Here is a 26557-nt window from a genome sequence, read left to right on the forward strand (position 1 = left end):
GTTACTCCTGTAAGCTAAGTTCACTATTAATCGAAGATAATGAACTTCTGATCGTTGCTTGTTTGGTATTGTCTGAAATTGCTGTATAAGTTGCACGCTGTTTTGCATTATTTTGGAACCAGTACTTACGGTTAAATTCGCTCTTCTCATCAAGAATGTATTCTATCTCAAATGCTAAATATTTAGCCGAGTCTTTCATTGGTAAAGTCAATTTATAGACACTTTGAGAATCTGAGGAATCTGTTGAACTATCCAACGTTTCTAGATCTACTCCAGTGTGCCAAGCTCCCGACCCCAGTCCTCCCTCTGTTACAGAAGTATTTGTCCGAAGTTTTATTCCATCTCTTGCTGTATTGGTGGGAACTTGGATATGTAGCTCAATACCAAACAATTCTTGTTTTGCTGCCGGATACTGTGTTGTTGAATTCGGAACGGTACGCATCAATGGTATTTGGCAGATCAAAGGTTTATCCATTATGGTTTTTAACTCAAAAAGAGCCTCTTGCACTAAAGAGGAATTATGCTTTTCTCTCTCTACCAAGCTTGAGGATTGACTCCACAGGGCTTTATCTGGGTGATAGCCCCAAGGAAGTTTATCTAACCACTTTTGATAATCATCTTGTTTAAGTTTACTCATTATATGATTACTAAGAAGGTAAACTGCAGTAAGGCCCATAATGACAAACATGATCGGACCTCCAAACAGAATATTTGCAGACCAAATCCCAGTTAATCCACCGATAGCTTGAAACCCACCTACAAGTGTCAATCCAACTAAAGATGCAAAGTTGAAGTATTCGACAACTCTTGCGCTCCCATGTAAACCGTCTATGTTCTTCCATGAACGATAGGCCTCTATACCCGAAGCAAGAGCTCCAATAACTCCGGTCACAGCTAGCCATTTATTGAATACCTTTAAGTCATCAAGGATCAAGTTATCAAAACCACGGGCATTATTATTTACTAACTCTTTTAATGCTTTATATGAATGTGACCTTAACCGAGGATCACCCTTCACACTATCCCATAATTTACCCGTGCGAATCCCCGTCCAAGCGTTGGCTGTATATAAAAGCTTTTGCTGGATATCTAAAAATTCATCTGAGGACATTAACCCAGTGTCTTGGATACTACTCATGGCATCACCAAGCGCGATGCAGTTAAATACTAATGCCATAAAGCCTAGACCACCGGCATTCTCGAACAGTTTATTCAAATCATTGAGCTTATTCATAGCGATCCGCGTTCTAAGCTCGATGGTTCTTTGAGGTAGATCATCAGGTAACTCAATGTACTGTGGGTACTCCAATGTAGCTACAGCGAGTGCCTTCTTAATTCTCTTTTTATTTTTTAAAGCTGTTGTGTATTTAGAGTCGGCTTTGCGGTTGTTTTTCTGGAAGTCAGCAATGACCGCATCGTTTTTCTTGAGCTCACTTGGGTAATCATTTACGCGTGTTTTCCATTTTTTAAAATCGCGAGCGTAGCTTTCATTTACAGTAACAGGCATATTGTGTGCCATATGTTCTGCAATAACGGCAAATAAATAATAGCTATGACGGTTCAGAGGTTTAGCGAAAACAGGCATCAGCGAAATTGATACTTGTGAGGTCATGCTAACACCAAACTCTACAACGCCTTTTGCAAGCGCACCTATTGCAGATTTAAAAATAATATCCAGCTCTTGGAAACCTTTGGCGATATCTTTGAGAAAGGCTGTTTCCGCAGTGTTTGGGTTGGAAACAAAGTCCATGATCTTAGAGTACATATTCACGCGGTTGCCGGTATCAGATATCTGGTCCATCAACTGATTATCAGGATCAGGGTTTTCTGAGACGATCGACTGTTCATCAAGCGCCTCTGTAATATTCTTCTCCATCACTTTAAATAAACTACGACTAAACCCAGAGGCATAGAGAGCAAGTAAACTGGTTGGTTTCTCCCATTGGCTTTCAGCCCATTGGCGGTCTTCTTCTTGTATCACCAGAGTAAATGACTCAACCGCTTGCTTGTGCAGTTGATACAAGCTGTACTGCGTGTCTTCGCTGTATAGGTCGAAGGTTCTTTCGAGATGATGCGGCGTTAAGGACTCCATTACTGCGATAAAGTCGCGTTTGACCGAAACCACTTGGGTTAGCATGTTTTCTTTTTGTTCTGACAGCTCTTTCATCTCGCTCAGCATTTGCTTCCAGTTGAGCTGCTGACGCCAGCGTTCAGTCGCTATCCATTGTTCGTATTTACCAAATCGGTTTGCTGAAATGCCATATTTTTTCTGTATGGCCTCTGCTATTTCTGAAGTGGACTTTTGGTAATCATCGATAGCTTGCTGGGAAAATGAAGACGGCATTCCTTTGATGATAGCTGCTTGAGATTCACTGGTAATGTCAACCATTGTTGAGTTGTCATAGTAATCCGCCATGTCCATATAGAATTCAAGCTCTTGGTTTTTGCGCTTTACTCCTGTAGGCATGTCTATATTGTCGCTTGCCCCGAACATGCACAGCTGCATGGCGGTCTGCATCAAGTTCCACTGGTTTGAAAACTGGTCAGTGAAAAGGCGGTAAGGGCTTGCGGCACCAACAAAATGCAGTGACATATCTTGAATGTCTGCGGCGTAATCTTTTATCGCGACGAAGTAGCCTGACTCTTCTTCTGGAATCGCAGAGGTTAAATCGCTTTTGACTGCGACAGGTTTAAAGATGGAACCATATTCATCGGCTTTGGTTGTGATGCCAGAATCCGCAAAGCGACCATCATCGACGGCAGAAGATTCAATATCAGCGACTTGGGTTAACTTATCTATTGATGCAATGTTGTGCTGGTTCTCGTTTGAGGACAGAACAATGGTTTGCATGCGATCGATATGATTACTCGGATTGTTAAGTACGCGCATGAACGTGTGCCATGTCCAGCGGTGCTCAGAGAAGCAAATCGATAGTACGCTTCCGTTGACGTAAGTAAGAAAGGGCTTTGCATCTTGTGGTGTCCCACGCTGCTCTGATTTTGGGCTTTCTGATTCTCCCAACTTATAGAGCGTGAATTGCGTTCCTTTGATTTCGTATTCGTCTAAGCTTTTGTTGATTGCATCATAGACATACAGCCAACCGTCGCGCAGTTGACGCAGGGTGTAACCAACGGTATTGAGTTTGGCTGGGCCTTGGCCTTTCCATTCTTCAGGCAAACCAAAAGGTTGTGTCTCTTCTGTTTCTAGCTGATCGATGGCATAGCGGACTGGGATAAAGTGCGCAGGTGATGCTTCCGTTGCTTCTTTCTCAGTTTTTAAATTGAGAGGCTCTGGTTCAGACGGCGGTGGCGGATCGATTTTTTTTGTTTCTCCCTCCCAAAACATACTGCGCTCTGGGGGGGAGCCAGCAAGATCATCGGATTCCGTGGTTGGAACGATATTCAGCGATTTCAGTGTACCATCGCTTTCAAATGCCTGAACGGCCTCCTCATAGGTATAGCTGTTGTCATACCAGAACATAGAAGTTTTTGGAGGAAGTGGATTATTCATCGTTAGCCCATGTTTAAGAGTTTTACTCTGTTACGCAAATATCGCACCAAAATAAAGCAATTAAAAATCAATGAGTTATGTTTTTATGGTTTTGCTTCAATCAAATAATTGTTTGTTTTTCCAATAAGTTGGTTGGTGTTTACCATTTTTTGTATTGATTGAATCAAAGTTTGAGTTATTAGTGATGCCTCAATGAGCCGACAAAACAAAAGGGCTCCAGAGTTAACTCTGGAGCCCTTTCTAGTATTTAAGCTCTAAATAATTAGCGACGCTTTGGTTTACGTTGACCAGCTGGTTTGCCTTGTCCTTGTGGGCGACCTTGGCCTTGCGGCTTGCTACCTGCCGGGCGGTTTGCACCGTTGCCGCTAGGACGTTGGCCGTTGCTTGCAGGGTGTTGACCACCTGTAGCTTTACCCGAACCGTTACGGTTGCCAGATGGTTTACCATCTTTTGAACCGCCTTCAGAGCGTTTGTTCAAATGACCACCGAAGCCTGGTTGGTTTTTGGTATGTTTGGTTGCAAAGCGGTTTGCCCCGTGACGACCAGATTTACGACGTTGCGCAGGTGTTTGTGCTTCAATGTCTTCTGCAGGAACGAGACAGCCTTGTTTGTCACCAATCAAATGTTTTTTACCCATACTGACTAGGGCTTCACGGATCATTGGCCAGTTTGCTGGATCGTGATAACGCAACAGCGCTTTATGTAGGCGACGTTGACGTTCACCTTTTGCTACAGGTACATCTTCACGTTTTTTGTACTTCACGCGTTTCAGAGGGTTTGTCTCTGAGTAGTACATCGACGTTGCGTTACACATTGGCGAAGGGTAGAAGTTTTGTACTTGGTCACATTCGAAGTTGTTCTTTTTCAGCCACAGAGCAAGGTTCAGCATGTCTTCGTCTTCTGTGCCTGGGTGCGCAGAGATAAAATAAGGGATTAAGTACTGCTTCTTGCCTGCTTCTGCACTGTATTTCTCGAACATCTCTTTAAAGCGATCGTACGTACCCATGCCTGGCTTCATCATTAGATCAAGAGGACCTTTCTCTGTATGTTCCGGTGCAATCTTCAAGTAACCGCCTACGTGGTGAGTCACGAGCTCTTTCACGTATTCTGGTGATTCAATCGCAAGGTCGTAACGTACGCCAGATGCAACCATCACTTTCTTCACGCCTTCAACTTTACGCGCTTCGCGGTATAAATCGATCGTGTGTTTGTGGTCTGTGTTTAGCTTGTTACAGATGCCCGGGAATACACAAGAAGGACGACGACAGTTCGCTTCCGCTTTTGGATCTTTACAGCCCAGGCGGTACATGTTTGCAGTCGGGCCACCAAGATCGGAAATTGTGCCGGTAAAGCCTGGAACTTTGTCGCGAATTTCTTCAATCTCGTTGATGATAGACTCTTTCGAACGGTTTTGAATGATTCGACCTTCATGCTCGGTAATCGAACAGAAAGAACAGCCACCAAAGCAACCACGCATGATGTTTACAGACGTCTTGATCATGTCGTACGCAGGAATTTTTGCTTTCCCGTACATAGGGTGAGGGACACGCGCGTAAGGCAGGCCAAACACAAAGTCCATCTCTTCGGTCGTCAATGGAATTGGAGCTTGGTTTACCCAAAGTTCACGATCACCATGGCTTTGAAGTAACGCTCGACCAGAGTACGGGTTCGTTTCTAGATGCAATACACGGCTTGCATGCGCATAAAGAATACGATCGTTTCTTAGCTTTTCAAACGAAGGTAAACGGACCGCAGTCGTCGCAGCATCGTGGCGTGATGGGCGAATCGTGATTGGTTGTGCAACAGGCTCATCTTTTTTAGTTTCACACTGAGTTTCTACTTCGTATGGGTTCTTTGGTACGAACGCTTCTTTACGAGGTTTTTCAATGCGAGAAGAATCAATAACCGTGTAGCCTTCTGGCGCCGCTGGCAAGTTCACGGCAGTACCACGAATATTGGTCATGGTGCTGATGCCTTCGCCGTTTGCGATGCGATGTGCTACTTCGACAAGTGCGCGCTCTGCGTTACCAAAAAGTAGGATGTCTGCTTTTGCATCAAACAGTACAGAACGGCGAACTTTATCTGACCAGTAATCGTAGTGCGCAACACGGCGTAGGCTAGCTTCGATACCACCTAAAACAATAGGTACTTCTTTGTATGCCTCACGACAACGTTGAGAGTAAACCAACGTTGCTCGGTCTGGGCGTTTACCACCTTCGTTATTCGGTGTGTACGCGTCATCGTGACGAAGCTTTTTATCCGCGGTGTAACGGTTGATCATGGAGTCCATGTTACCCGCAGTGATCCCGAAGAACAGATTTGGCTTACCAAGTTGCATGAACGCATCTTTATTTTGCCATTCTGGTTGAGCAATGATACCGACACGGAAACCTTGTGCTTCTAGCAGGCGGCCAATGATAGCCATACCAAAGCTTGGGTGATCCACATAAGCGTCACCGGTTACAATGATAATGTCACAGCTATCCCATCCTAGGGCATCCATTTCTTTGCGACTGGTCGGCAAGAAAGGTGCCGTACCAAAACACTCTGCCCAGTATTTTTTGTACTCATGAATAGGAGTGATGTTATTGGTCATATTTTGCTCTCTGTTCCAGGGAGCGCGAATTATAGCGATTTGATTATCAGGTATCTATAACAAACTCATCTATTCAAGCTTAGTTCATCGAGTTTTATTTGGTTTGTAAAAATATCAATGCTCTATCGGCGATTTTCTGTCTAATTTCACCTTGAAAGCCTCATGGTTATAGATCGGTTCATGAAAAATGTCGCAATCTTAATACAAAGAATAAGCAATGGTGTGCTTATGTGGGGTAAAGCCTATAATCAAATTAGTGCATATTAAATGCAAAAGGCTGAGCTGCTCTGGAAATAGTTCTAAGTCGATAGGCTTATCGTTGACACAATCCATCTATAAAGAGGATCGGCAGGTCCCAACTGGAATGTCGCGAATTGACTGTGAATTTTGAGCCTTGGGCTAATTACAAAAAAAGGGGCTAGGGTATGAGTGAATCTACGACAACAGTGCATCCAAAAATGCAAACGACTTCCAGTCTAACTCCTGTTATAGAGTGGTCTTACGATATTGATACTCGCGAGTTCGAATGTGATCAGCAAGGAATGGCAAAGGCATTTGGGATAAGTACGCCAGTAACCAGCCTAAATAACTTGTTTGATCATATGCTGATGGGGCAACAAGAAACGCTAAAACAACGAATTCTAGAAGTGGAACTCTTTGGCGGACGGGGGCGGTTTTCTTGTTGCATGATGCTAAAAAACGTTAACTTAGTGCACGTTACTATTAGTTTTGAAAGGCTCAATAAGCGCATTATCCAAGGCACTATCATTCCACAATTAACAATCACTGGTTGCGAGGAGTTAGCGAAAATCCTCGAAACGATTTTTGATTTGCCAAATGTAGGCGTTTTAGTTGCCGATGAAGATACGCGCATCTTAGGTTGTAACCGTGCCTTTGAGTTACAAATGGGCTATCAAAACCGAGATCTGGTTGGGCTTAAAACTCATATATTCAGTACCTCTCACCATAGCCAAGCGTTTTATGAGCAGCTGTGGCAGCAAATTAATGATGAAGGATGTTGGTGTGGTAACTTGCTGAGCAAAACAGCAAATGGTAGCAACCAAGCTCATCATCTTTGTATTTACCGACTTACGTTTCACTCTGGACGAATTCTTTATCTCGGATTTTCTACGGATATTTCTGCTTCGTTGTTGTGGATGAAAAATCGTTGTGAACAACAGCATGATTGGGCTGCCTTTTTACCAACGAGGAAAGAATTTGAACTCCAATTAGCTAACTTAGCGAATGAAAGCAGAAATAAAGAACTCAACATTGTTATGACACTCAGACCCAAGTTTTCGGAGAGATACTTGCTTGAACAGCAATTAGGTTTTGCAGATTTTATTATGCGAAGTCGCTACACCAGTATTGCGGGGCAGTTATCTCGGGATGTGTTTGTCGTATGCTTGCAGACCCCTCATTGTCAATGGTTGAGCCCGGTTCGTTTGATCCAAATTGCCATGAAAGGGTTCTTTAATGAGCTTAGAAATGAAATGGGCACAAAAATGCATGCCACTATCGTTAAAGGCCAAACTGGTGTGTCAATCCTTGGCTATGATACGAACCGACCAAGACAAGCGCTAGCACATGCAGCGCAAGCGATGTTGTCCTCTATTTCCGGTGAAAGCAGCTATTTCAACTTTTACGACAGTGAACTTCACTCTGAATTAGTGAAGCGCCAACATCTCGAGGCGTTTTTGGAGGCGCAAATAGAGAGTGGGCTAGTGGACGTTTACTTTCAACCGATTATCGACGTTCAAACCGGAAGCGTGGTTAAGTTCGAGGCTCTCGCACGCTTTTATGATGAAAATGATGCGTATTGTACGCAAAAGATGATCGCTATTATTGAAGATCTAGAACTCATAGCGGCACTTGATGACGTGGTCTGCCAAGCTGCGTTGAAGCACTTTCCGCGCTTACAAGAAATTTATGGCGAGGAAGTGGGCGTGACCATCAATCGCTCCCTCAACACGAAATTGGATTCTCTTCAGATCCTTCAGCGGTCGCATGATTTGATTAAAGCCAGTGGTGTAGACCCTAAGCGAGTAACTATCGAGCTAACAGAAACCGCGTATTTTGAACAAGATGAGGAGCATACTCGAGCTCTAGAGGAAGTGCGGAAAGAGGGCGTTGAGATCGCGATTGATGACTTCGGTACTGGGTATTCTTCTTTTTCTTATCTAGAAAAAGGGCAGTTTGATTTACTGAAAATAGACCGAAAATTCATCAAGAACATTCATAAAGGGAGCACCAGCTATAACATTGTGAAAATGGTCACCGAGCTTGCACAGCAAATGAATGTAAAAGTGGTTGCTGAAGGCGTGGAATCTAAGCAAGAACTTCAAGTATTGGCAGAAATCGGTGTCGATTACATGCAGGGCTTTCTATTTTCTGCTGCCGTGCCTGTCGATTTGATGGATAAAGCGGACAGTTATGAGCATCTGTTCTCTGACATCGCGATTGAGTCTAAGCAAAGTGATGTGTTGCAATCTTTGAGCCATGAACAAGTCAGGTCTATGGACCCTGGAGAACCGCTCTCCTTGGCAGTGGAGTACATGAATTTGAATCCAAGCTCGCCTTTAGTTGTTCTCAATGAAAATCGTTGTGTTGGGTTAATTACGAAAGAGACGGTGAATTTACACCTAACGCCTTCGATGGGAACAGAGCGAGAAACTGAACGAGAAAGCCGAATTTGGAAACGTCCTGTTAATCAGATAATGAGCACCGAATTTGTGTTGGTTGATGAGGATTTACCTGTCTCTGTTATTCGAGAGTTGGTTAAAACCGGGATTCGTTTCCCTTGGGTACTGTGTAATACCAAAGAAGAGTACCGTGGAGTTTTAACGCAGGAAGACGCGTTGAAGTATCTTGCTTCTCTGTGAATAAAATTGTCTTACCGTTTTAGCTCATTTGGGGGCCGACTTTCGGTGGTTTGGCGATAGTTGATTTGATATTATCGCCCCCCAAAATGACTTTTGAGCGTGCATTCAACATGATTCAACAATTGCTGGTTACTTTCCCTCCGATGCTATTTGGCGCACAAGCGCTACTGACTTTGCTTCTAATCAAGGGCGATATTTGTCCTGGTCAGCGAGGACGTCTTCATAAAATGTTGCCTGCAGTAGCTGTATTGTGGCTCGCTGTTGCGTCACTTCGCATTGAAGCATTTATGATCGTGTTTGCTATTTTCTACTTCTATTCTCAGGTTCAAACCAAGAAAACGCGTGAAAAAGGGCCACTATGGGCGATGTATTTAGCGAATGGTTTGGCCTTTGCGTATGTGAGTATTCAAGTATTTGAGCAATCAAGCTGGCCAGCATCGATAGCGATAGCGCTAATGATATTTTTCCTTGGGGCGTCATTTTCTCAATTGCTGCTTACGATAGCTCGCAGCAGATTACAGGCATTTCACCGTATTTTACCAGTTACGGGCATTGTGTCTGGAATGCTATTAGTCATCGCAACGTTGTTTGCTTCTTACCAGTTAAATGAAGCTGCACTGAACGCTGCAACACAGCCAATCTTGCTGTCTTTAGCTATGTTAATTTCTTCAATTATTGTGTGGTGTTGGCATATTTTTACGCATAAGAAACCAGAAAAGGTGCAACTGAGCGTTGCCTTGTTGCTAGCACTCGCGTCGATGACGAGCCTCCAAGGTTTATTCTCTCTCGCGGCTTAACCTCTACTCTAAAGACAAAGCTAGACGGCTTATATCCAAGTGCTTTCTTGATGCTTGGGTATAAGGTGATCACGTTTTAGATCTCACTCACTTTAAATTCGCGTGATTACTACTACGCTTGTTTATATACCTTGTCGAAGAGGAGAGTCGCGATGGATTTAAGCAATGTAGGTAATCTGGACAGCACTATTTTGCTAGGTATCGTCAACGAAAAGCTACGTTTAGAGTGCGACAGTTTTGACGAGTTAGTATCAGTGTATGAGATGGATGTAGAGTCTGTAGTCGGCAAGCTTGATATGCTCGGTTATCAGTACGATCCATTGACTAACCAATTTAAAGCATATCAACGCTAAGCCTTTCATAACCCAAATCTTTTAAGCCACCTTGATTCCGTCAAGGTGGCTTTTACATTGTAGCCTCGCGGTTGCGAAAAAAGCTTGTAAGTAACGCTTTTCTTTCTCTGAGTGACGCGTTGCAGCAAACAAGCGACGCCATAAGCCTTGGCCGAAAGGTTTACTGGTAATAAGACCTTGGCGAGAAAATTCAGAAATCGCCCAATTGGGTAGTGCGGCCACCCCCAATCCAGCAGAGACCATCTGAACTAACATGAGAGTGTTGTCGGCTTGCTTCCATTTCGCAGGTTCTATTCCTGCTGGCTGAAGAAAGTGTTTTACGACGTCTAGCCGTTGTTTTTGAACAGGATAAGAGAGCATGGTTTGATCTGCGAGATCTTGCGGATCAATAATTTCTTTTTCCGCCAATGGGTGGTTGGTTGCGGTAATTAAACGCATTTCAAAGTCGAATAGAGGCTCGTAGTGGACTTCGGATCGAGGTTGGATATCGGAAGTAATAACGAGATCGAGTTCGCCTGCCAATAGAGCTGGGAGTGGTTCAAAGCCAAAACCAGAGGAAAAGTCCAATGTTACGCTAGGCCAAGCAAGTTGGTACTCCCTAAGTGCAGGCATTAGCCATTGGAAGCAAGAGTGACATTCAATGGCCATATGTAATCGGCCATTGACGTCCTCTTTCAAGCTCGCTAAATCATTTTCTGCTCTTGCGAGTTTCGGAAGGATATCTTCTGCAAGACGCAATAGGATTTCTCCCTCAGAAGTGAACTTCACCGGACGAGTCTTTCTCAGGAACAGTTGCCCTCCAATTCGCGCCTCCAAATCTTTGATCTGATGAGACAGTGCCGACTGAGTGAGATGCAAAGCGGTCGCTGTCGCCGTTAGAGAGCCAGTGTCTCGAAGCGAAGTGAGTGTCCGCAAATGTTTTAGCTCTATCATGAATTCCTTTCATCCTTTGTTGTTCGCTATGAACAGAATAGCAATCGTGTAAATAACTTAACGACAAAAAATGGATATGTAAACGTCTAGACGTCTATTTTTTGTTTTTATTTGCGAATCATGTCGCTTCATGATGAATTTTTTTAATAAACAAGTTGAATAAATGGACGTTGTTCTAATATCAGATGAGAGCGATAGTTTAGCCATCCAGACATCTTATTCTTTACCGAAAGATGCTCTGATCCAAACAAATTGAACAAAATTGAGAAAGGAATAGGGACATGGCGACAACGACTCACATACTAGGTTATCCACGCATTGGTGAAAAAAGAGAATTAAAATTCGCTCAGGAGAAATACTGGCGAGGAGAAATTGATCAAGCTGAGCTTAAAAAGGTTGGGGCAGATCTACGCGCCAAAAACTGGCAAACACAAACGGATTCAGGTTTGAGTTTTGCCACTGCTGGCGACTTCGCTTGGTATGATCATGTACTGACGACCACGTTGCTATTGGGTCATGTGCCAAAGCGTCACGCTGATGGTTTCCCTGATTTGGATACGCTATTCAAAGTGGGTCGCGGTCAATCTCAAGCGGGTTGCGGCTGTGCGGGCGCTGCAGCATCGGATATGACTAAATGGTTCAACACAAACTACCACTACATCGTACCTGAATTTAGCAAGGACGATACATTTGAAGTGAGTTGGCCTCAACTGTTTGAAGAAGTCAACGAAGCAACCCAAGCTGGGCATAAAGTGAAGCCAGTTTTGCTTGGTCCAGTCAGTTATCTTTACTTAGGTAAAGAGGTAGAAGAAGGGTTCGATCGCCTGACGCTACTGCCACGATTGCTTACGGCTTACCAAGCTATTTTGGCAAAGCTCGCAAGTCAAGGTGTTGAGTGGGTTCAGATTGATGAGCCAATTTTGTCACTGGAGCTAGAAAGCAAATGGGCTGATGCGTTCAAGCTAGCGTACCAAGTGATTCGAAGCGATGTAAAAGTGCTGCTAACGACGTACTTTGACTCTATAAGCGATACGCTAGACAAAATTGTAAAGCTACCAGTGGATGGTTTACATATCGATTTATCTGCCGCGCCTCAGCAGCTTGACGACGTGGTTGCCAAACTACCGGAGGGGTGGGTGCTGTCTGCTGGCGTGGTCAACGGTCGTAACGTGTGGCGTTCGGATTTAAGTGCCCAACTCGAGCGTCTACAGCCAGTCAAAGAGAAACTGGGCGACAAACTTTGGGTTGCCAGTTCATGTTCTCTGCTACATAGCCCTGTTGATTTAGAACTGGAAACAGAACTGAGCGAAGAAGTAAAAAGTTGGTTTGCCTTTGCAAAACAAAAAGTGGCAGAAGTCGCCTTGCTTGGCCGAGCGCTCGATGGTGACCAAAATGCGATTCTCGCTTGTGATACCTATAGCCAGCCAATCAAAGCGCGCAAGACAGCAACACATGTGAATAAACCTCAAGTACAAGCGCGTTTAAACAACATTACCGCGTCACTTGCCGAGCGCAGCGCACCTTATGCAGAGCGTGCTGCGCATCAAGCTGAAGTATTGGGCTTGCCTTTGTTGCCAACAACGACAATCGGCTCTTTTCCTCAAACGGGTGAAATCCGGGTGCAGCGCAGCGCTTATCGTACAGGTCAATTATCTGAGTCTGAATATATCCAAGCACTTAAAGGACATATTGCTGACGCAGTAAAACGTCAAGAGGCGCTCGACCTAGATGTGCTTGTTCATGGTGAAGCAGAGCGTAACGACATGGTGGAATACTTCGCTGAGAACTTGGCGGGTTTTCAAACGACCAAATTTGGTTGGGTACAGAGTTATGGTTCTCGCTGTGTGAAACCTGCCATTGTAGTTGCTGACATTGAACGTGAAAAACCGATCACAGTTGAATGGTCGACGTACGCACAATCGCTAACCAGCAAACAGATGAAAGGCATGTTGACTGGACCAGTTACGATTTTGTGTTGGACGTTCCCACGTGAAGACATCACACGTCAAGAAATTGCGCAGCAACTTGCTTTGGCACTGCGTGATGAGGTGTCTGACCTGCAAGATGCAGGCATCAATATCATTCAAATTGATGAGCCAGCCATTCGAGAAGGTTTACCACTCAAAAAACGCGATCACAAAGCGTACTTAGAATGGGCCGTAAATGCCTTTAAGGTCTCTGCGGCAAGTGCAAAACCAGAAACTCAGATTCACACTCATATGTGTTACAGCGAGTTCAATGAAATCATTGATTCGGTTGCGGCACTCGATGCGGACGTCATTACCATTGAAACATCTCGCTCAAATATGGAGCTGCTGAAAGCATTTGAAGAGTTCAATTACCCGAACGAAATTGGCCCTGGTGTTTATGACATTCACTCACCAAACATTCCTACGGAAGAATGGATTGAAGGTTTAATCAAGAAAGCGGCAGAAAAAATTCCGGCTCAACGTTTGTGGGTAAACCCAGATTGTGGTCTGAAAACACGAAACTGGAAGGAGACAGAAGCCGCATTGGCAAATCTGGTTTCAGCGGCGAAGAAGCTCCGTGCTGAGCTGGCGTAACACATCGTTACAGCAAATAAAAACGGAGACTGTGGTCTCCGTTTTTCTATTCTTAATTGTTAACTTTCGTTTTCAGATTATCCAATAATAGCGAATCATCGTCTCATGCCGAAAGCAACAAAAATTACTGTAGCTACTTCACCTGAGTACAAGTCTGTGCGGAAACCAACTCATCTGCCATCAACTGACCGCGAGAATTACGTACCTTAATACGATACATCAAGCCCATATCAATTTGCTTGCGAACTTCTGGGTTGCTGCAGTAGGTATAGATACTGGTATTCAGTACTTGATTTAACGGCTTTGCACCGAGTGCGCCATCGTTATAAATCATCATCATCTCTACAACATTTTTGTTGGATGAGACACGCATTATTTGCAGTGGACCGTACTCTAAAGGGAGGCCCGCAGACAAGACTCCTGCTCGGTTTGATGCCATAAGCTCAAGTTGGCGCTGATTATCATCGGTTGATGAACAGCCAGCCAGAGCACCAAATACCAAGAAAAGACACAGTAATTTTTTCATAAATTAAAACACTTTTTTGAACGGTTTCACGATTACATGATCGTAAACACCAGCCGCTACATAAGGATCGGCTTCTGCCCACGCTTTAGCATCCTCTAGAGAGGCGAATTCAGCGATGACAGTTGAGCCCGTAAATCCAGCTTCTCCAGGATTGTCAGAATCTATCGCAGGCATCGGACCAGCTGTAAGAAGGCGACCTTCGTCTTGTAGCTTTTGTAAGCGATCCAAGTGTTGTGGGCGAACGCTCATGCGTTTTTCCAACGAGTTCTCAACGTCCTGTGAAAAGATGACATACCACATAGCATAGTTCCTTAATTGGTAGGGTAAAGTGTTAATTTAACGCCTTTTTTGTGTCTCTCACAAGTGAACAACAGAAAATGTGAGATCCTTTCTAACTGTTAGCGTTGTAGGTTGACTAATTCTGAACCGGACGTGGTTTACCTTCACTGTCAATGGCTACGTAGTTGAAGGTCGCATCACAAACCATGAAGCGTTCGCCAACACCGTGAGCTTTGACGGGTTTGACCCATACTTCCAAATCGACACTCATGGATGTGCGGCCGATCTTAGTGCATTCGCCGTAGCAGCATACGACATCGCCCACACCAACAGGTTTTTTGAACGTAATGCTTGATACCGAAACGGTGACAACGCGACCACAAGAGATCTCTTTTGCCAGAATCGCGCCCGCTAAGTCGAGCTGAGACATTATCCAACCGCCAAAAATATCGCCATTGGCGTTTGTATCTGCAGGCATTGCAAGGGTACGAAGCAGCATTTGACCTTTCGGAGAGCTAATTTCTTGACTCATTGTGACATCCTAAATCTTAAAGGCGCTCAAACTAAGCGCCAACATAGTAAATACCTAGAACCAAAGGTCCTTAAAAAACCGCAGATACCGGACCAGAGAAAGTTGGTTTACAGCAGCAAGAATGGTCTGAAAACGGTACGTTGTTTGAGCGGTTTACTGATACATGGAGCAAAACAGCGACCCTAAGGTCGCTGTGAAGTCGCGGATTATAGCAAAACTGAGTTTTTAATCATCAGTGGACACATCGGATGAGTTATTTTTTTGTTCTTTTGGCATGTGTTTATAAATGTAAAAGCCAGTCGCAATCATGTAGGCAAATGTCGCGATCAACATTCCAAATACTTTGAAGTTAACCCAAACATCCAACGGCAATTCGTAAGCAATATAAATGTTTAGGCCAGCGAAGAATGAGAAGAAGCCAACCCAAGCCCAGTTAATCTTTGCCCAAACAGCGTCAGGTAACGTAATTTCCTTGCCTAGCATACCTTTGATGGCTGATTTTCCCAATGCGTGGCTCACTGCTAAGCCAATCGCCAGAATCGCGTAAATGATGGTGACTTTCCACTTTATAAAATTGTCGTCGTGGAAGAAAAGGGTCATGCCGCCGAAGATAGTGACGATAACAAATGTTATTAGCTGCATCTTTTCGACTTTCTTATACAGCGCGTAGGTGACGACAAGTTGAATGGCTGTTGCTACGATCAGTGCACCTGTCGCCACGTAGATGTCGTACAGCTTGTATAAAGCGAAGAAAATGATGAGTGGTATAAAGTCTAGGATCTGCTTCATGATGGCAAAATCTACCTAATTATTGAATTGAAGACAGTCTAACTGAATCTGACAAGATGTGAATACTGAGGAAGTTAGGGTAAGAATAGTAACGCTTAGTATATCGTACAGCCCGCAAGCGTCTTCCATGTCTAAACAGCAAATGGAAGGAACAAAAATTGCCGCGTGAAGCGGCAATAAAGTTGAGAATTTTAAACCTTAAGCCACACGTTGATATTGGGAAATAAGCGTTTTTACATCTTCCAAATAGCCTTCCCGCAGTAAGTTATCGACCGTTGCTTCTAGCTCTTCGAGAGACATCGTGAAGCAAGTGGATTTACCAGTCATCAGGCTCAGATATTGATGATACTCTTCTTCTGTATAGTGGCCTAAGCGATCAAGTAACAGTGTTTTGATTCCATGATGAATCAAGCCGTAGTATGTATGTCGATGAAGTAACATGGCGATCTCCTTATCAAGCTCATACGCTACTCTTTTGTAGCCTGCTTGACCTTCTGGATAATTCGATTTACTCCAATAATGCACATCTAGTGCCAATTCTATATTTGCAGATTAAAAAGTGTTGGAAGGTGCAAAATTCTCGTTCTGTAACCATCTTTGGATGACGACTTGAAGAGCATTTAACGTGGTGGGCTTTTCGAGTCTGTCATCCATGAGTTTCGAAATTAGCTCCAACTCTCTAGCTCCAGACTCACCAGATAAGGCAATGATTGGAACGGAAGATGTGATTTGCTTAATCCGTTGGCTTGCGTCAAATCCATTCATTACCGGCATTTGGACATCCATAAGAACGAGATCAATCTTGTGAGAGTGGAATAGCTCTACCGCAGAGGCTCCATTATTTGCTTGTAAGCTGTTGACTCCCAATCTTTTTAAATACATCTGTACCAAGGTGCGTTGCACCTCTTTGTCATCAACAATGAGCACTGTTGGTGCATCTTTACATACTTGTACGTGTTGAGCTGAATGATTTTCAGAATGTGATGGAGTTGCTTTCCAGCTATCAAAGTCCGGTGCTCTCAATGTCTCTGGTTTTGGTGCGTTTGGTACGACTGGGAAATACAAGTAGAATTCTGTGAACTCGCTCAATTCAGACTGGCACTCTATTCGTCCTCCGAAGGAGCGTATAACACGTTGGCAATAGCCCAAACCTAAGCCACTGCCTCCGCTTTTTTGATACGAGAAAAAGTCATCAAATATCTTGTGTAAGATACTGCTATCTATACCTGGCCCACTATCTCGGAAGATCAGAATGTTTTCGTAAGCCCCCGTCTGGGTACGAATCTCAATTTGACTGTCGGGATAAGAATCAAAATAGTAGATAGCGTTACGAATCAAATTGAAAATGACAAAGTTAAACAGGGTCTCATTTAACTTCGCGACAAAATCGTGTGCCTGTGGCAGGTTAATTCTCTCTATTATTTGATCGTTTTCAAAACCATAACGGCTTACTGCTTGGTCGATGGCTTTATGTATGGAAGTGAGAGCTAAAGGCTCATGCTCTGGTGAGCTGTCGCTAACTTCTCGTAAAATAATATCGATAAGTTGTCGACCGCGTTGTATAGCGGCTTCACCTTTATCAATTTCTCTTTTTAGCGTATCCAGTGAAGCGTTTGACTCTATATGCTGTTTTAAAGCTTCAAATTGTAATTGTACTTGAGCGAGAGGGTTACGCATTTCATGTGCAATGGAGTTAGCCAGCGCACGGCTTTGGCGTACCTTTCTATCGGCTTCAATGGTGCTCTGGATGCGAACTAATAACGTTTGCAGAGCTGAGATTTCTTCATTAGAAAACAGCTTATTATCTATTTTATGTGAAGAAATCAGCAAGTGAGTAACAGATTTTCCACGACCGAAGAGAGGCATAACGAGCGCAGTATTGCTTGAGCGCATGCGCTCGTAGAGCTTTCTCATCGACCCTTTAGAAGAGGAGGCATAATCAATTTCTTCAGACAGCTCATCAAGCACGAGAACTGACTTGCTTGACGGCAGGTACTCTTCGTAAAACGTTTCTGTGTAATTGCTAGTGACTAGCTGTAGCTTGTTGTTTGGTATGTTAAGTAACGATGCCAACTGACGCATAGCATCATCTATTGAGCGTTTAAACTCTTCCTCTAACCCAAGGATTTGCTGAACGGGAGTGTGTCGTTTCCCATAAATAAAATACGAAGCGTAACGACTGACTCGCTTAAAAAGCAAGTGCCAAGTGATACCGATAAGCGCACATAAAGGTACCGCAACAAGCCATTGGTTATCTTCAGAGATCGGAATAAATATCGCCCCTAGCGGCAGAACAAAAATGGCGCAGACTAAGAGCGCGCTTACCGTTAAGTACGTGAGATATTTAGCGCTGTAGAAGCGAGAGGTAAGTAGGGCATAGCCCACAAACAACATTTCGCTGATTGAAAGTGCTGGTGGTAACCAAGTTAGGGAGAAGTCGCCAAGGAAATACGTCATTCCAAGGTGTATCACTGCCGTAGATAACATGAATACCAAAATGCCAGCGATCATATAGTTGCTTTTTGCTAGCGTGAGCTTGCTGCTGTTCGCGCGCATGGCAATCAAGTTAAGCAGCGTTAGTACCACGAAAGCTAGCAAACTAATGAAAAAATATGAGGTATGTGGGCCAAATTCAATGACGAACTGGCTTGGACCACTAATGGTGACATTTTCGACAGTAAGATTCGGCACTAAGTTGATGTACAGTGAATACGTTGCTAGTGCGACAAAGACGACTTTTTGCCAGACTTTGACCGCTGTTTTTTTAACATCTGCGGTTAACTGGCAAGAAAAATAGAATGCAAACGCAAAGGCGAAAAAAGACGCTAAGTTCGCTAACTTAGCCATAAAAATGCCACCAACAGAGCCTAATTCTGGCAATAAATCGGTATGGAAATAGGCGTTGCTGCTTATCCAAACAATGATACAGCTGGAATAAGCGATGTAAGGCGCGTGATGCGAGCCTAAGATTGATTCACTCTTCTGTTTTAGGCGATAGCAGTAATACAGTAGCCAAGCGAATACTATTAGTACAGTCGCGTACAATGCCATTGCTTTTGGGTAAAAGAGACCGTGCAAATGAACATCAAGCATGCTCATTCACCTTTTTATCCATTCTTTTTGTTCGTACGCAATGTTTGTAGTCGCGAAATTGTATGTCTTGAAATGCTTCAACCATCATACCTAAATTCCAGAAACCGCGGTATGTCTTGGTACCGTCACCGTTAATGTCGCGGTATCCTGAGTGAAAGTAGGCACTTAAATCAATAGATTGATAGAAATTTAACATAAATACTTGCTCAATAATGGTAAAGCCGAGCTTATAGCCTGCTTTATAGAGCTCGCTCATCATAGTTTTTTGCGCCAGATACAAAAAATACAGCTTTTGTTGAATGTTGCCTCCCACCGTAAGACGCAGTACTTCGCAAACCGCTTCAGTGTTCTTTACATGAGATTGAAACTGAGCATCAAACCCAACAAGAGTGTGCTCAGGAGTTAGAGCACGACACTCCAAAATACCCAGTTGATAGAGAACACTGTACCCATGATTAGGAAAGCAAAACTGCCATTGTTCGTTACTAAACTGTGGTGAGTAACTGAGCCAGTTATTTCGTTGATGCCAGCCTTGCACTATAGCGGAGGAGACCATGATTGGTGAAGATGACGATTTGAGCAAGAGCGCAAAGTGCTGCCCTTTTTGCGAGAGTGATAAAAGAGGCAAGATTTCAAACCACTGTTCAGCTTGGACGAAAAGCTCAAGATTACTCAGTGTGATCGCTTCGGAAATCGGCATTAACGCAGCATGATTTGGCAGCATTACCTCAAGATCGCAATCTGCGATATCTTCAATTAACACGCTAGTATAGCTGTGGTCGTCAAACGGAAGCGGAGTAGGAATCGCAGCTTCGTTTGAAGGATATTTTTGCTTGATTGCTTCGATCTCGCATTGACACCAGAAAACCATCCAATGCGGGTAACAATCTGCGGCAAGTTGTTCAAGTAAACGAATCTCTTTGGAGAAACCTGTCGGATACTGTTGCACTAAATCTCGATAATCCATTAACTCAAATAGTGCAGAAAGACTTTTTGATGCGTGTTTAGGAAAGAGAGATTTAAGCAGTTTTATTCGATACAGAGCAACCTGTTGAAAAAGAGCATCTCGTTTTTGTTTCGTTAGGGTAAGAATAACTGAGTCAACCAAGGCCTGCTGCTTTGATTCGATCGGCAAATTTGTTTTGGTGAGATAGTCCAAAGATTGCTCAAGACTCATGATATAACCTAGCTCTAACGTTTTGTTATATTTTGTAATGGTTTATATCATTTTGAAAAATTTATGCCATCGGTTTCTATTTGTATAGTTACGTAATGCAAGAAAAGACAAAAAAACCGCTCATTATGAGCGGTTTTTGGTCTATTCAAGAAAGGGTTAGGCTTCTTGCTTTTTTAGCTCAGCTTCTGCCGTTTCTTCTTCAATTAGCGCATCAACGATAACTGCACATGCAGCATCACCTGTGATGTTCAGTGCTGTACGAATCATATCGAAAATACGGTCAAGAGCGAATAGCAGCGGTAGACCTTCAATTGGAATGCCAGCGGCAAGAAGCACGGCAACCACTAGGAAAGAAGGGCCAGGAACACCCGCTTGACCAACCGCACCCAATGTAGACGTTACGATAATTGCAATGTAAGCGCCCATGCCTAGATCGATATTGAACAGTTGAGCAAAGAAGATAGCAACCAAGCCATAGTAAATCGCATTACCTGACATGTTGATCGTTGCGCCTAGAGGCAGAACAAATGATGCAGTTGAATTTTTTACGCCCAGCTCTTTTTCACAGGTGTCCATTGTAACAGGCAGTGTTGCCATAGAAGACGCTGTTGAAAGCGCAACTGCTTGCGGTTTCTTCATTGAAGACAGGAATTTCTTCGCAGATGTCTTCGTGAAAACATGCACCATTGCTGGGTAAACAACGAAACCGAAGATTAGGATGGCGGCAACGTAAACAACGAACAGTTTAAACACCACCATTAGCGCACCAAAACCGAACGTACCGACGGCTTCTGCCATCAGACCAAATACACCGATAGGTGCAATGATCATTACTTTGTTGATCATCCAAACCATTGCGTCAACGATGCAGTTAACACCATTGATGATTGGTTCACGACGTTCTTTTGTTTGCTTAGAAATCGCAATACCAAAGAACATACAGAAAACGAGGATCTGTAGGATGTTTGCTTCATTTAGTGATTGGAAGACGTTGGTTGGGATCATACCCGTGATGGTTGCCCAGAAAGTAGGTAGTTCACCTTTTGAAGCGTATTCTGCTGAGAACATGCCTTCAACGCCAGAGACGTCGATACCCATGCCTGGTTGGAATACTTCACCCATAAATAGTGCAAGCGCAACGGCTAGGGCGGATGTTAAACCAAAATAACCTAGAGTGACGATGCCAACTTTACCTGCTGACTGGCTGTTCCCAAGACCAGCGGCACCAGAAATCAAGGCTACAGCGACCAAAGGAATAACCAACATTTTGATTAAGTTGATAAAGATAGCACCTAAAGGAGCGAACACTGTCGCATCATGACCCATCATGGCACCAACGGCTGTGCCCACGATCATGGCGATTACGACTTGTACGCCAATGTTGTTTAGCAAACTCTTTTCTTTTAACACTTCCATAACCTCTGTGCTAATAAAATGTAAAATCCTAAAATTACCCACTAACCATAAATGGATTTACGGATAATTATCTCGCCTTGCTTTTTACACTTATCATTTACAATTGGCAATATGCAGCAAGGTATTATTGATGGATTAATCGATATTTTATTGACGAACGATAAAGTTTTGTTCAATAGCAAACGTTTGCTATTGATTTTTCTTATAAGGGTCGCGCTTAGGATTGTTCAAGTTTATTTTTCTTTATTTGTTTTCTTTTTGTTAATTTTAACCGCTTTTGTATTTGCTATTGCAGTCAGAGTTTTTAGTGACTTGGGGTGATATTTATAACAATTCATCTCTTTCAAGCTCACACTTTTATTAATTTGCGTTCTGAAATGTTAATTGCTTTACATTCTTGGCTCTAATTGCGTTGTAAACATAATGTTAAATGATAATGACTGGTGAGAATCAAATGCTGACGATCCAGTGTTAGGGATAACTTGCTTAGTTAATGCTCCTGAGCTGATTAGACGAGAAAGACAAGTAAGAGGTGAAGAGACTATGATGAATCTTGCTGCTGCGTTACAAAGAAATGCTGCGAGTAAACCAGATAAAACGGCGTTGATATGTGGCGCTGAAAAGATAAATTATGCGCAATTTGATGCGATCGCTGGCAAGATCGCAGCGTCTTTAATCAATAAAGGCGTAAAGCCAGGTGACCGCGTTGCGATTTCATGCCCAAACATTCCTTTTTTCGCGTTTGTTTATTATGCAATACAAAAAGCTGGCGCGGTTGCAGTCCCATTAAATGTGCTTTTGAAAGCGCGAGAAATTAAGTATCACTTAGAAGATTCAAAAGCGAAGTTTTATTTCTGCTTTGAAGGGACGAAAGAACTGCCAATGGCAAAAGAGGGTGTCAAAGCCTTTGAACAAGTCGATACATGCGAAGGCATAGTCGTATTGACTCAATCTCAAGATGAAAGCTATTGGAATGGTGTAATAACTCTCAATGCGTTTATAGCCGATGTCCAACCGTTGCCGGATTATATACCGCGTAATGCGGATGATACATGTGTGATTTTGTATACATCAGGGACGACAGGCTTACCAAAAGGCGCTGAACTGACTCAGCAGAACATCATAATGAACGCTCTGGTGGCACAAAACATTATGGGCAGCTAGGCCGATGATATTCACTTAGTAACTTTGCCTTTATTTCATACATTTGGTCAAACCGTCCACTTAAATGCTAGTGTTTTGGGCGGGGCAACATTGGTGTTAGTGCCTAGGTTTGAGCCTAAACATGTTCTTGAGCTGGTGGAAAAACATAGGGTGACGATATTTGCTGGTGTGCCAACGATGTACATCGGTCTGCTTCATGTGCAGCATCAATTTGATACCTCGTCATTGCGTGTTGCAGTAAGCGGTGGTGCGTCATTGCCAACCGAAATCTTTCGAACCTTTGAAGAAACATTTAATGTGCCGATCTTAGAAGGATACGGGTTGTCGGAGACAAGTCCTATTGCATGTTTTAATCATTTAGATCAGGAGCGAATACCAGGCTCGGTAGGTCAACCGGTTCAAGGCGTCGAAGTAAGAGTTATCGACATTGAAGGCAATGCACTACCGATAGGCGAAGAAGGTGAGATTGTTGTGCGTGGTCATAATGTTATGAAGGGATATCTTGACCGCCCAGAAGTTACTGAATCTGCGCTACAAAATGGTTGGTTCCATACTGGTGATGTGGGCCGCTTTGACAGTTCAGGTAATTTATTTATTGTCGATAGAATGAAAGATCTGATCATTCGAGGTGGATTTAATGTTTATCCCAGAGAAATTGAAGAAGTTTTCATGACTCATCCTGCCGTTTCAATGGTCGCGGTGATAGGGATTCCAAATGAAGAGTATGGCGAAGAGATAAAAGCCTACGTTGTACTTAAACCAAAAGAATACATTGACGCCGATTCATTACAAAAGTGGGGTAAAGAGCAATTAGCCTCGTTTAAATATCCTCGTTATGTCGAAATTCGTGAACACCTCCCGATGAGTGCGACAGGAAAGATTTTGAAACGTGAGTTGAAATCTGAATTGAATATAGCTTAGTCAATTCAATGGTTTTTGTGTCACAGCGCCACTTGCCTAAGTGCAAATGGTGTTGTGCTCTTGACCAATTAGATGCATAAGGTTTTTAGCTATCGTTAGACAATACTTACCGTTTGTTGAATGGATCTATTGCTCGAGTTCTTTAAAGTATTCTTCTAAGCGTTTCGGATTGGTAATGGTTACTGAGCCATAGTTTAGCTCTAGCATCCCAATACTTTCTAATCGTTTTAGTATCTTGTGTACGCTCTGACGAGTTAGCCCCATCATGTTAGCGATATGTTCTCTTGTTACCCTGACAACGCATGGTCGAGTAGCGATCGCTTGATTAAGTTGGTATTCAGCAAGTAGCAGCAACCTTTTGGCGACTCGTTCTTCAATTCCTCTAATCGCGTCATCTTCGATAACAGAAATAGCAGACCACAAGCGGCGGCTAAGTAAGTCGAGTATAGTGGGGTAACTTTGAGGGTATTTGGCGAGTAATTGGCGAAATTTATCTCCAGGAAGCTCCATTACAGTCACGTCCGAATGCGCGGTCGCACCAAAAATACGAGGCATGCCGGGAGAAAAAACATTGTCTCCAAACCAGCCACCAGCTTCGAAAATCATCAGTGTGACTTCTTTGCCTTTTGAACTAATTGAGTTCACTCTCACTGCACCTTGAGCTATGACCATAAGAGAAGATTGAAGCGCACCTTTATTGCAAATCAGTGCTTTTTCGTCGAAGCAGCGAACCTTAGTCATTTGCGCTGCTTCACTAAGCCCTTTATCTGGCAGCCCTGATAGTACAGGACATTTGGCTAGCAGTGTTTTGACTTCTTCCATGTAGCAACCTTACTGCACATTGCTTTATTGAGTTAGTTAAGTTACCCAAGCTTAACACTCTTTGAGTGCTCTGCTTGAGATAGATTTGGAAAGTGCGGGCGTTGAACAAAAAATGACGTGGTATAAACGCGATAGTAAGAAAACGCCCACTAAACATAATGTTAAGCGGGCGTTGTTGTGTCATATCAAACTGAAATTATTTTTGAGTGGCAGCTTTCATTACAGAAACGAATTCACCTAGCTTGTCGAGCATAATTTGTGGCTGCTCAACGTTCGCTTCAATGATTTTTACCACGGCTGAACCAGAAATTGCACCAGCCGCACCAGATTCTAGTGCTTGTTTCACCTGTGCAGGCTCAGAGATGCCAAAACCAAGTAGCGCTGGTGGTGCATCAAATTGGTTCAGTCTATCGAGCATATGACCTACAGGCATGTTTGCTTTGGTTTCTGCGCCAGTAACACCTGCACGAGAGAGTAGGTAAGTGTATCCGCCACCCAACTCTGATACTTGCTTCAGTGTTTCATCACTTGCCGTTGGTGGTGCGATGAAGATTGGGTGAATACCAAACTTTTCTGCAGCAGCAACAAATTCAGCACTTTCATTAGTTGGTACGTCTGCAATCAAAACAGAATCGATGCCTGCTTTTGCACAACGCTCATAGAAGTTCTCGATACCACGAGAGTAAACAAGGTTCGCGTACATCAGAAGGCCAATAGGCAACTCTGGGTACTTAGCTCGGATCTTACCGATTTGCTCGAAGCAGATATCTGGTGTTGCACCTGAATCTAACGCGCGAATGTTAGCGCCTTGGATGGTTGGGCCATCGGCTAGCGGATCTGAAAATGGAATACCAAGTTCAAGGGCATCTGCGCCAGACTCAACCAGTGTTTCCATGATTTTGTAAGACTGCTCTGCGTTTGGATCGCAAACCGTTACGAACGGTACAAACGCGCCTTGGTTCTTTTCGTTTAGGCGCTCAAACATCTTTTCATAACGGCTCATTAGATTGCTCCTTTTTCTTCTAGGATGGCATGCACAGTGAAGATATCTTTATCACCACGACCAGATAGGTTAACAACCAACAATTGCTCTTTTTCTGGGTTCTCACGAGCCATACGCAGTGCATGAGCCAGTGCGTGAGAAGATTCTAGAGCAGGGATGATACCTTCGTGACGCGCAATCTCTTGGAATGCTTCTAGCGCCTCATCATCTGTTACGTTGTCGTATTCAGCACGGCCGATTGCGTTTAGGTGGGCGTGTTGTGGACCAACTGAAGGGAAATCAAGACCAGCAGATACTGAGTAAGACTCTTCAACTTGGCCGTTTGGATCTTGCATCAATGGCGCTTTCATACCGAAGAAGATGCCTGTTTTACCATGCTTAAGTGGTGCACCGTGCTGGTCAGTATCGATACCTTTACCTGCTGGCTCAACACCAATTAGGCGAACGCTTTCTTCTTCGATGAAGTCAGCAAACATGCCGATAGCGTTTGAACCACCGCCCACACATGCGATAACCGCGTCAGGAAGACGACCTTCACGTGCCAAAATCTGATTCTTCGTTTCTTCACCAATCATTCTCTGGAAATCACGAACGATCGTTGGGAATGGGTGAGGACCTGCCGCTGTACCTAGTAGGTAATGCGCATCTTCATAAGTTGCAGACCAGTCGCGTAGCGCTTCGTTACATGCGTCTTTAAGCGTTGCTGAACCCGAGTGGACAGGAATAACTTCTGCGCCCATTAGCTTCATACGGAATACGTTCGGGCTTTGACGCTCAACGTCTTTTGCACCCATGTAAACGCGACACTTAAGGCCAAGTAGTGCACACGCTAGTGCAGTTGCTACACCGTGTTGGCCTGCCCCCGTTTCTGCGATGATTTCGTTTTTACCCATGCGTTTTGCAAGCAGAGCTTGACCTAACACTTGGTTGGTCTTGTGCGCGCCACCGTGAAGTAGGTCTTCACGTTTTAGGTACAGTTTGGTTTTCGTACCTTTGGTTAGGTTACGAGTTAGAGTCAAAGCCGTTGGACGACCCGCATACTCTTGAAGAAGCGTCATGAATTCGCTGCGGAATTCTGGATCTTCTTGCGCGTCGATAAACGCTTGCTCTAGTTGCTCCAGCGCTGGAACTAGAATTTGCGGAACGTACTGACCGCCGTATTCGCCAAAGTAGGCATTCAGTTTTGCCATCGTTATATT

18 protein-coding genes and 1 pseudogene are annotated in these 26557 nt (G+C 43.7%); 5 read left to right on the forward strand and 14 right to left on the reverse strand.

Translation table 11 applies throughout. From position 1 onward, the window contains the following. Window position 1 precedes the first annotated feature (1 nt). Both R7127_RS05650 and R7127_RS05655 read right to left on the reverse strand, forming a co-directional pair. Complete coding sequence (locus tag R7127_RS05650) at window positions 2-3511, reverse strand: T6SS effector BTH_I2691 family protein (protein WP_085569778.1); 3510 nt, start codon at window positions 3509-3511, stop codon at window positions 2-4. Between the two features lie 262 nt (window positions 3512-3773). Then, window positions 3774-6107, reverse strand: a complete 2334-nt coding sequence (locus tag R7127_RS05655) for a YgiQ family radical SAM protein (protein WP_005376759.1) — start codon at window positions 6105-6107, stop codon at window positions 3774-3776. Window positions 6108-6532: 425 nt separating this feature from the next. Between R7127_RS05655 and R7127_RS05660 the strand changes: the two genes are divergently transcribed. The 3 genes from R7127_RS05660 (at window position 6533) to R7127_RS05670 (ending at window position 10139) form a co-directional block, all read left to right on the forward strand. After that, complete coding sequence (locus tag R7127_RS05660) at window positions 6533-8989, forward strand: EAL domain-containing protein (protein WP_262584530.1); 2457 nt, start codon at window positions 6533-6535, stop codon at window positions 8987-8989. An 86-nt stretch (window positions 8990-9075) separates the two neighbouring features. Further along, window positions 9076-9786, forward strand: coding sequence for a hypothetical protein (locus R7127_RS05665; protein WP_064376491.1), 711 nt, complete (start codon window positions 9076-9078; stop codon window positions 9784-9786). A gap of 152 nt (window positions 9787-9938) precedes the next feature. Continuing rightward, window positions 9939-10139: a DUF4250 domain-containing protein gene (locus tag R7127_RS05670; protein ID WP_005376762.1), complete on the forward strand. Its 201-nt coding sequence runs from the start codon at window positions 9939-9941 to the stop codon at window positions 10137-10139. Window positions 10140-10160: 21 nt separating this feature from the next. Here the strand turns inward: R7127_RS05670 and metR are convergent, their stop codons facing one another. Next, on the reverse strand, window positions 10161-11072 hold the full coding sequence (metR, locus tag R7127_RS05675; RefSeq protein WP_005376763.1) for an HTH-type transcriptional regulator MetR: 912 nt from the start codon (window positions 11070-11072) through the stop codon (window positions 10161-10163). A 281-nt stretch (window positions 11073-11353) separates the two neighbouring features. Here metR and metE point away from each other — a divergent pair, with 281 nt between their 5' ends. Continuing rightward, the gene (gene metE, locus R7127_RS05680; protein ID WP_064376490.1) at window positions 11354-13636 is read left to right on the forward strand and encodes a 5-methyltetrahydropteroyltriglutamate--homocysteine S-methyltransferase; all 2283 of its coding nucleotides are present in this window, start codon (window positions 11354-11356) and stop codon (window positions 13634-13636) included. Between the two features lie 133 nt (window positions 13637-13769). On the opposite strand, the gene R7127_RS05685 is transcribed toward metE, so the two are convergent. From R7127_RS05685 to R7127_RS05720, 8 genes are all read right to left on the reverse strand, one after another. Then, window positions 13770-14162: a GspS/AspS pilotin family protein gene (locus tag R7127_RS05685; RefSeq protein ID WP_005386726.1), complete on the reverse strand. Its 393-nt coding sequence runs from the start codon at window positions 14160-14162 to the stop codon at window positions 13770-13772. Window positions 14163-14165: 3 nt separating this feature from the next. Beyond that, window positions 14166-14462 carry a YciI family protein gene (locus R7127_RS05690; RefSeq protein WP_005386727.1) on the reverse strand — a complete coding sequence of 99 codons (297 nt, stop codon included), beginning with the start codon at window positions 14460-14462 and terminating at the stop codon, window positions 14166-14168. A 115-nt stretch (window positions 14463-14577) separates the two neighbouring features. After that, window positions 14578-14973, reverse strand: a complete 396-nt coding sequence (gene yciA, locus R7127_RS05695; protein WP_005376768.1) for an acyl-CoA thioester hydrolase YciA — start codon at window positions 14971-14973, stop codon at window positions 14578-14580. Window positions 14974-15198: 225 nt separating this feature from the next. Then, window positions 15199-15762: a septation protein A gene (locus R7127_RS05700; RefSeq protein ID WP_033905687.1), complete on the reverse strand. Its 564-nt coding sequence runs from the start codon at window positions 15760-15762 to the stop codon at window positions 15199-15201. A 198-nt stretch (window positions 15763-15960) separates the two neighbouring features. Next, complete coding sequence (locus R7127_RS05705; protein WP_005376770.1) at window positions 15961-16203, reverse strand: hypothetical protein; 243 nt, start codon at window positions 16201-16203, stop codon at window positions 15961-15963. Between the two features lie 111 nt (window positions 16204-16314). After that, on the reverse strand, window positions 16315-18855 hold the full coding sequence (locus R7127_RS05710) for a hybrid sensor histidine kinase/response regulator (protein ID WP_033905685.1): 2541 nt from the start codon (window positions 18853-18855) through the stop codon (window positions 16315-16317). Next, on the reverse strand, window positions 18848-20032 hold the full coding sequence (locus R7127_RS05715; RefSeq protein ID WP_033905683.1) for an acyl-homoserine-lactone synthase: 1185 nt from the start codon (window positions 20030-20032) through the stop codon (window positions 18848-18850). Before R7127_RS05715 ends, R7127_RS05710 begins: the two co-directional genes overlap by 8 nt. A gap of 156 nt (window positions 20033-20188) precedes the next feature. Beyond that, a complete protein-coding gene (locus R7127_RS05720; protein ID WP_033905682.1) occupies window positions 20189-21448 on the reverse strand; it encodes a dicarboxylate/amino acid:cation symporter in 1260 nt (419 codons plus the stop codon). Between the two features lie 543 nt (window positions 21449-21991). Here R7127_RS05720 and R7127_RS05725 point away from each other — a divergent pair. Beyond that, window positions 21992-23533 (forward strand): annotated as a pseudogene (locus R7127_RS05725) (long-chain-fatty-acid--CoA ligase). Between the two features lie 126 nt (window positions 23534-23659). On the opposite strand, the gene R7127_RS05730 reads toward R7127_RS05725, so the two are convergent. The 3 genes from R7127_RS05730 to trpB form a co-directional block, all read right to left on the reverse strand. After that, complete coding sequence (locus R7127_RS05730; protein WP_033905676.1) at window positions 23660-24355, reverse strand: Crp/Fnr family transcriptional regulator; 696 nt, start codon at window positions 24353-24355, stop codon at window positions 23660-23662. 196 nt (window positions 24356-24551) lie between these two features. Then, the gene (gene trpA, locus R7127_RS05735) at window positions 24552-25358 is read right to left on the reverse strand and encodes a tryptophan synthase subunit alpha (RefSeq protein ID WP_033905674.1); all 807 of its coding nucleotides are present in this window, start codon (window positions 25356-25358) and stop codon (window positions 24552-24554) included. Further along, the gene (trpB, locus tag R7127_RS05740) at window positions 25358-26548 is read right to left on the reverse strand and encodes a tryptophan synthase subunit beta (RefSeq protein ID WP_005445041.1); all 1191 of its coding nucleotides are present in this window, start codon (window positions 26546-26548) and stop codon (window positions 25358-25360) included. The genes trpA and trpB overlap by 1 nt, the downstream gene beginning before the upstream one ends. Window positions 26549-26557: the final 9 nt, after the last annotated feature.

It is taken from the genome of Vibrio sp. 1159, assembly GCF_033340395.1.
In the GTDB taxonomy this organism is placed as follows: domain Bacteria; phylum Pseudomonadota; class Gammaproteobacteria; order Enterobacterales; family Vibrionaceae; genus Vibrio; species Vibrio alginolyticus.

What these genes read in the sequence shown, in the direction of transcription:
- R7127_RS05650 (WP_085569778.1), bottom strand. Translation starts at nt 3,511, where the DNA reads ATGAATAATCCACTTCCTCCAAAAACTTCTATGTTCTGGTATGACAAC.
- R7127_RS05655 (WP_005376759.1), bottom strand. Translation starts at nt 6,107, where the DNA reads ATGACCAATAACATCACTCCTATTCATGAGTACAAAAAATACTGGGCA.
- R7127_RS05660 (WP_262584530.1), top strand. Translation starts at nt 6,533, where the DNA reads ATGAGTGAATCTACGACAACAGTGCATCCAAAAATGCAAACGACTTCC.
- R7127_RS05665 (WP_064376491.1), top strand. Translation starts at nt 9,076, where the DNA reads ATGACTTTTGAGCGTGCATTCAACATGATTCAACAATTGCTGGTTACT.
- R7127_RS05670 (WP_005376762.1), top strand. Translation starts at nt 9,939, where the DNA reads ATGGATTTAAGCAATGTAGGTAATCTGGACAGCACTATTTTGCTAGGT.
- metR (WP_005376763.1), bottom strand. Translation starts at nt 11,072, where the DNA reads ATGATAGAGCTAAAACATTTGCGGACACTCACTTCGCTTCGAGACACT.
- metE (WP_064376490.1), top strand. Translation starts at nt 11,354, where the DNA reads ATGGCGACAACGACTCACATACTAGGTTATCCACGCATTGGTGAAAAA.
- R7127_RS05685 (WP_005386726.1), bottom strand. Translation starts at nt 14,162, where the DNA reads ATGAAAAAATTACTGTGTCTTTTCTTGGTATTTGGTGCTCTGGCTGGC.
- R7127_RS05690 (WP_005386727.1), bottom strand. Translation starts at nt 14,462, where the DNA reads ATGTGGTATGTCATCTTTTCACAGGACGTTGAGAACTCGTTGGAAAAA.
- yciA (WP_005376768.1), bottom strand. Translation starts at nt 14,973, where the DNA reads ATGAGTCAAGAAATTAGCTCTCCGAAAGGTCAAATGCTGCTTCGTACC.
- R7127_RS05700 (WP_033905687.1), bottom strand. Translation starts at nt 15,762, where the DNA reads ATGAAGCAGATCCTAGACTTTATACCACTCATCATTTTCTTCGCTTTA.
- R7127_RS05705 (WP_005376770.1), bottom strand. Translation starts at nt 16,203, where the DNA reads ATGTTACTTCATCGACATACATACTACGGCTTGATTCATCATGGAATC.
- R7127_RS05710 (WP_033905685.1), bottom strand. Translation starts at nt 18,855, where the DNA reads ATGCTTGATGTTCATTTGCACGGTCTCTTTTACCCAAAAGCAATGGCA.
- R7127_RS05715 (WP_033905683.1), bottom strand. Translation starts at nt 20,032, where the DNA reads ATGAGTCTTGAGCAATCTTTGGACTATCTCACCAAAACAAATTTGCCG.
- R7127_RS05720 (WP_033905682.1), bottom strand. Translation starts at nt 21,448, where the DNA reads ATGGAAGTGTTAAAAGAAAAGAGTTTGCTAAACAACATTGGCGTACAA.
- R7127_RS05730 (WP_033905676.1), bottom strand. Translation starts at nt 24,355, where the DNA reads ATGGAAGAAGTCAAAACACTGCTAGCCAAATGTCCTGTACTATCAGGG.
- trpA (WP_033905674.1), bottom strand. Translation starts at nt 25,358, where the DNA reads ATGAGCCGTTATGAAAAGATGTTTGAGCGCCTAAACGAAAAGAACCAA.
- trpB (WP_005445041.1), bottom strand. Translation starts at nt 26,548, where the DNA reads ATGGCAAAACTGAATGCCTACTTTGGCGAATACGGCGGTCAGTACGTT.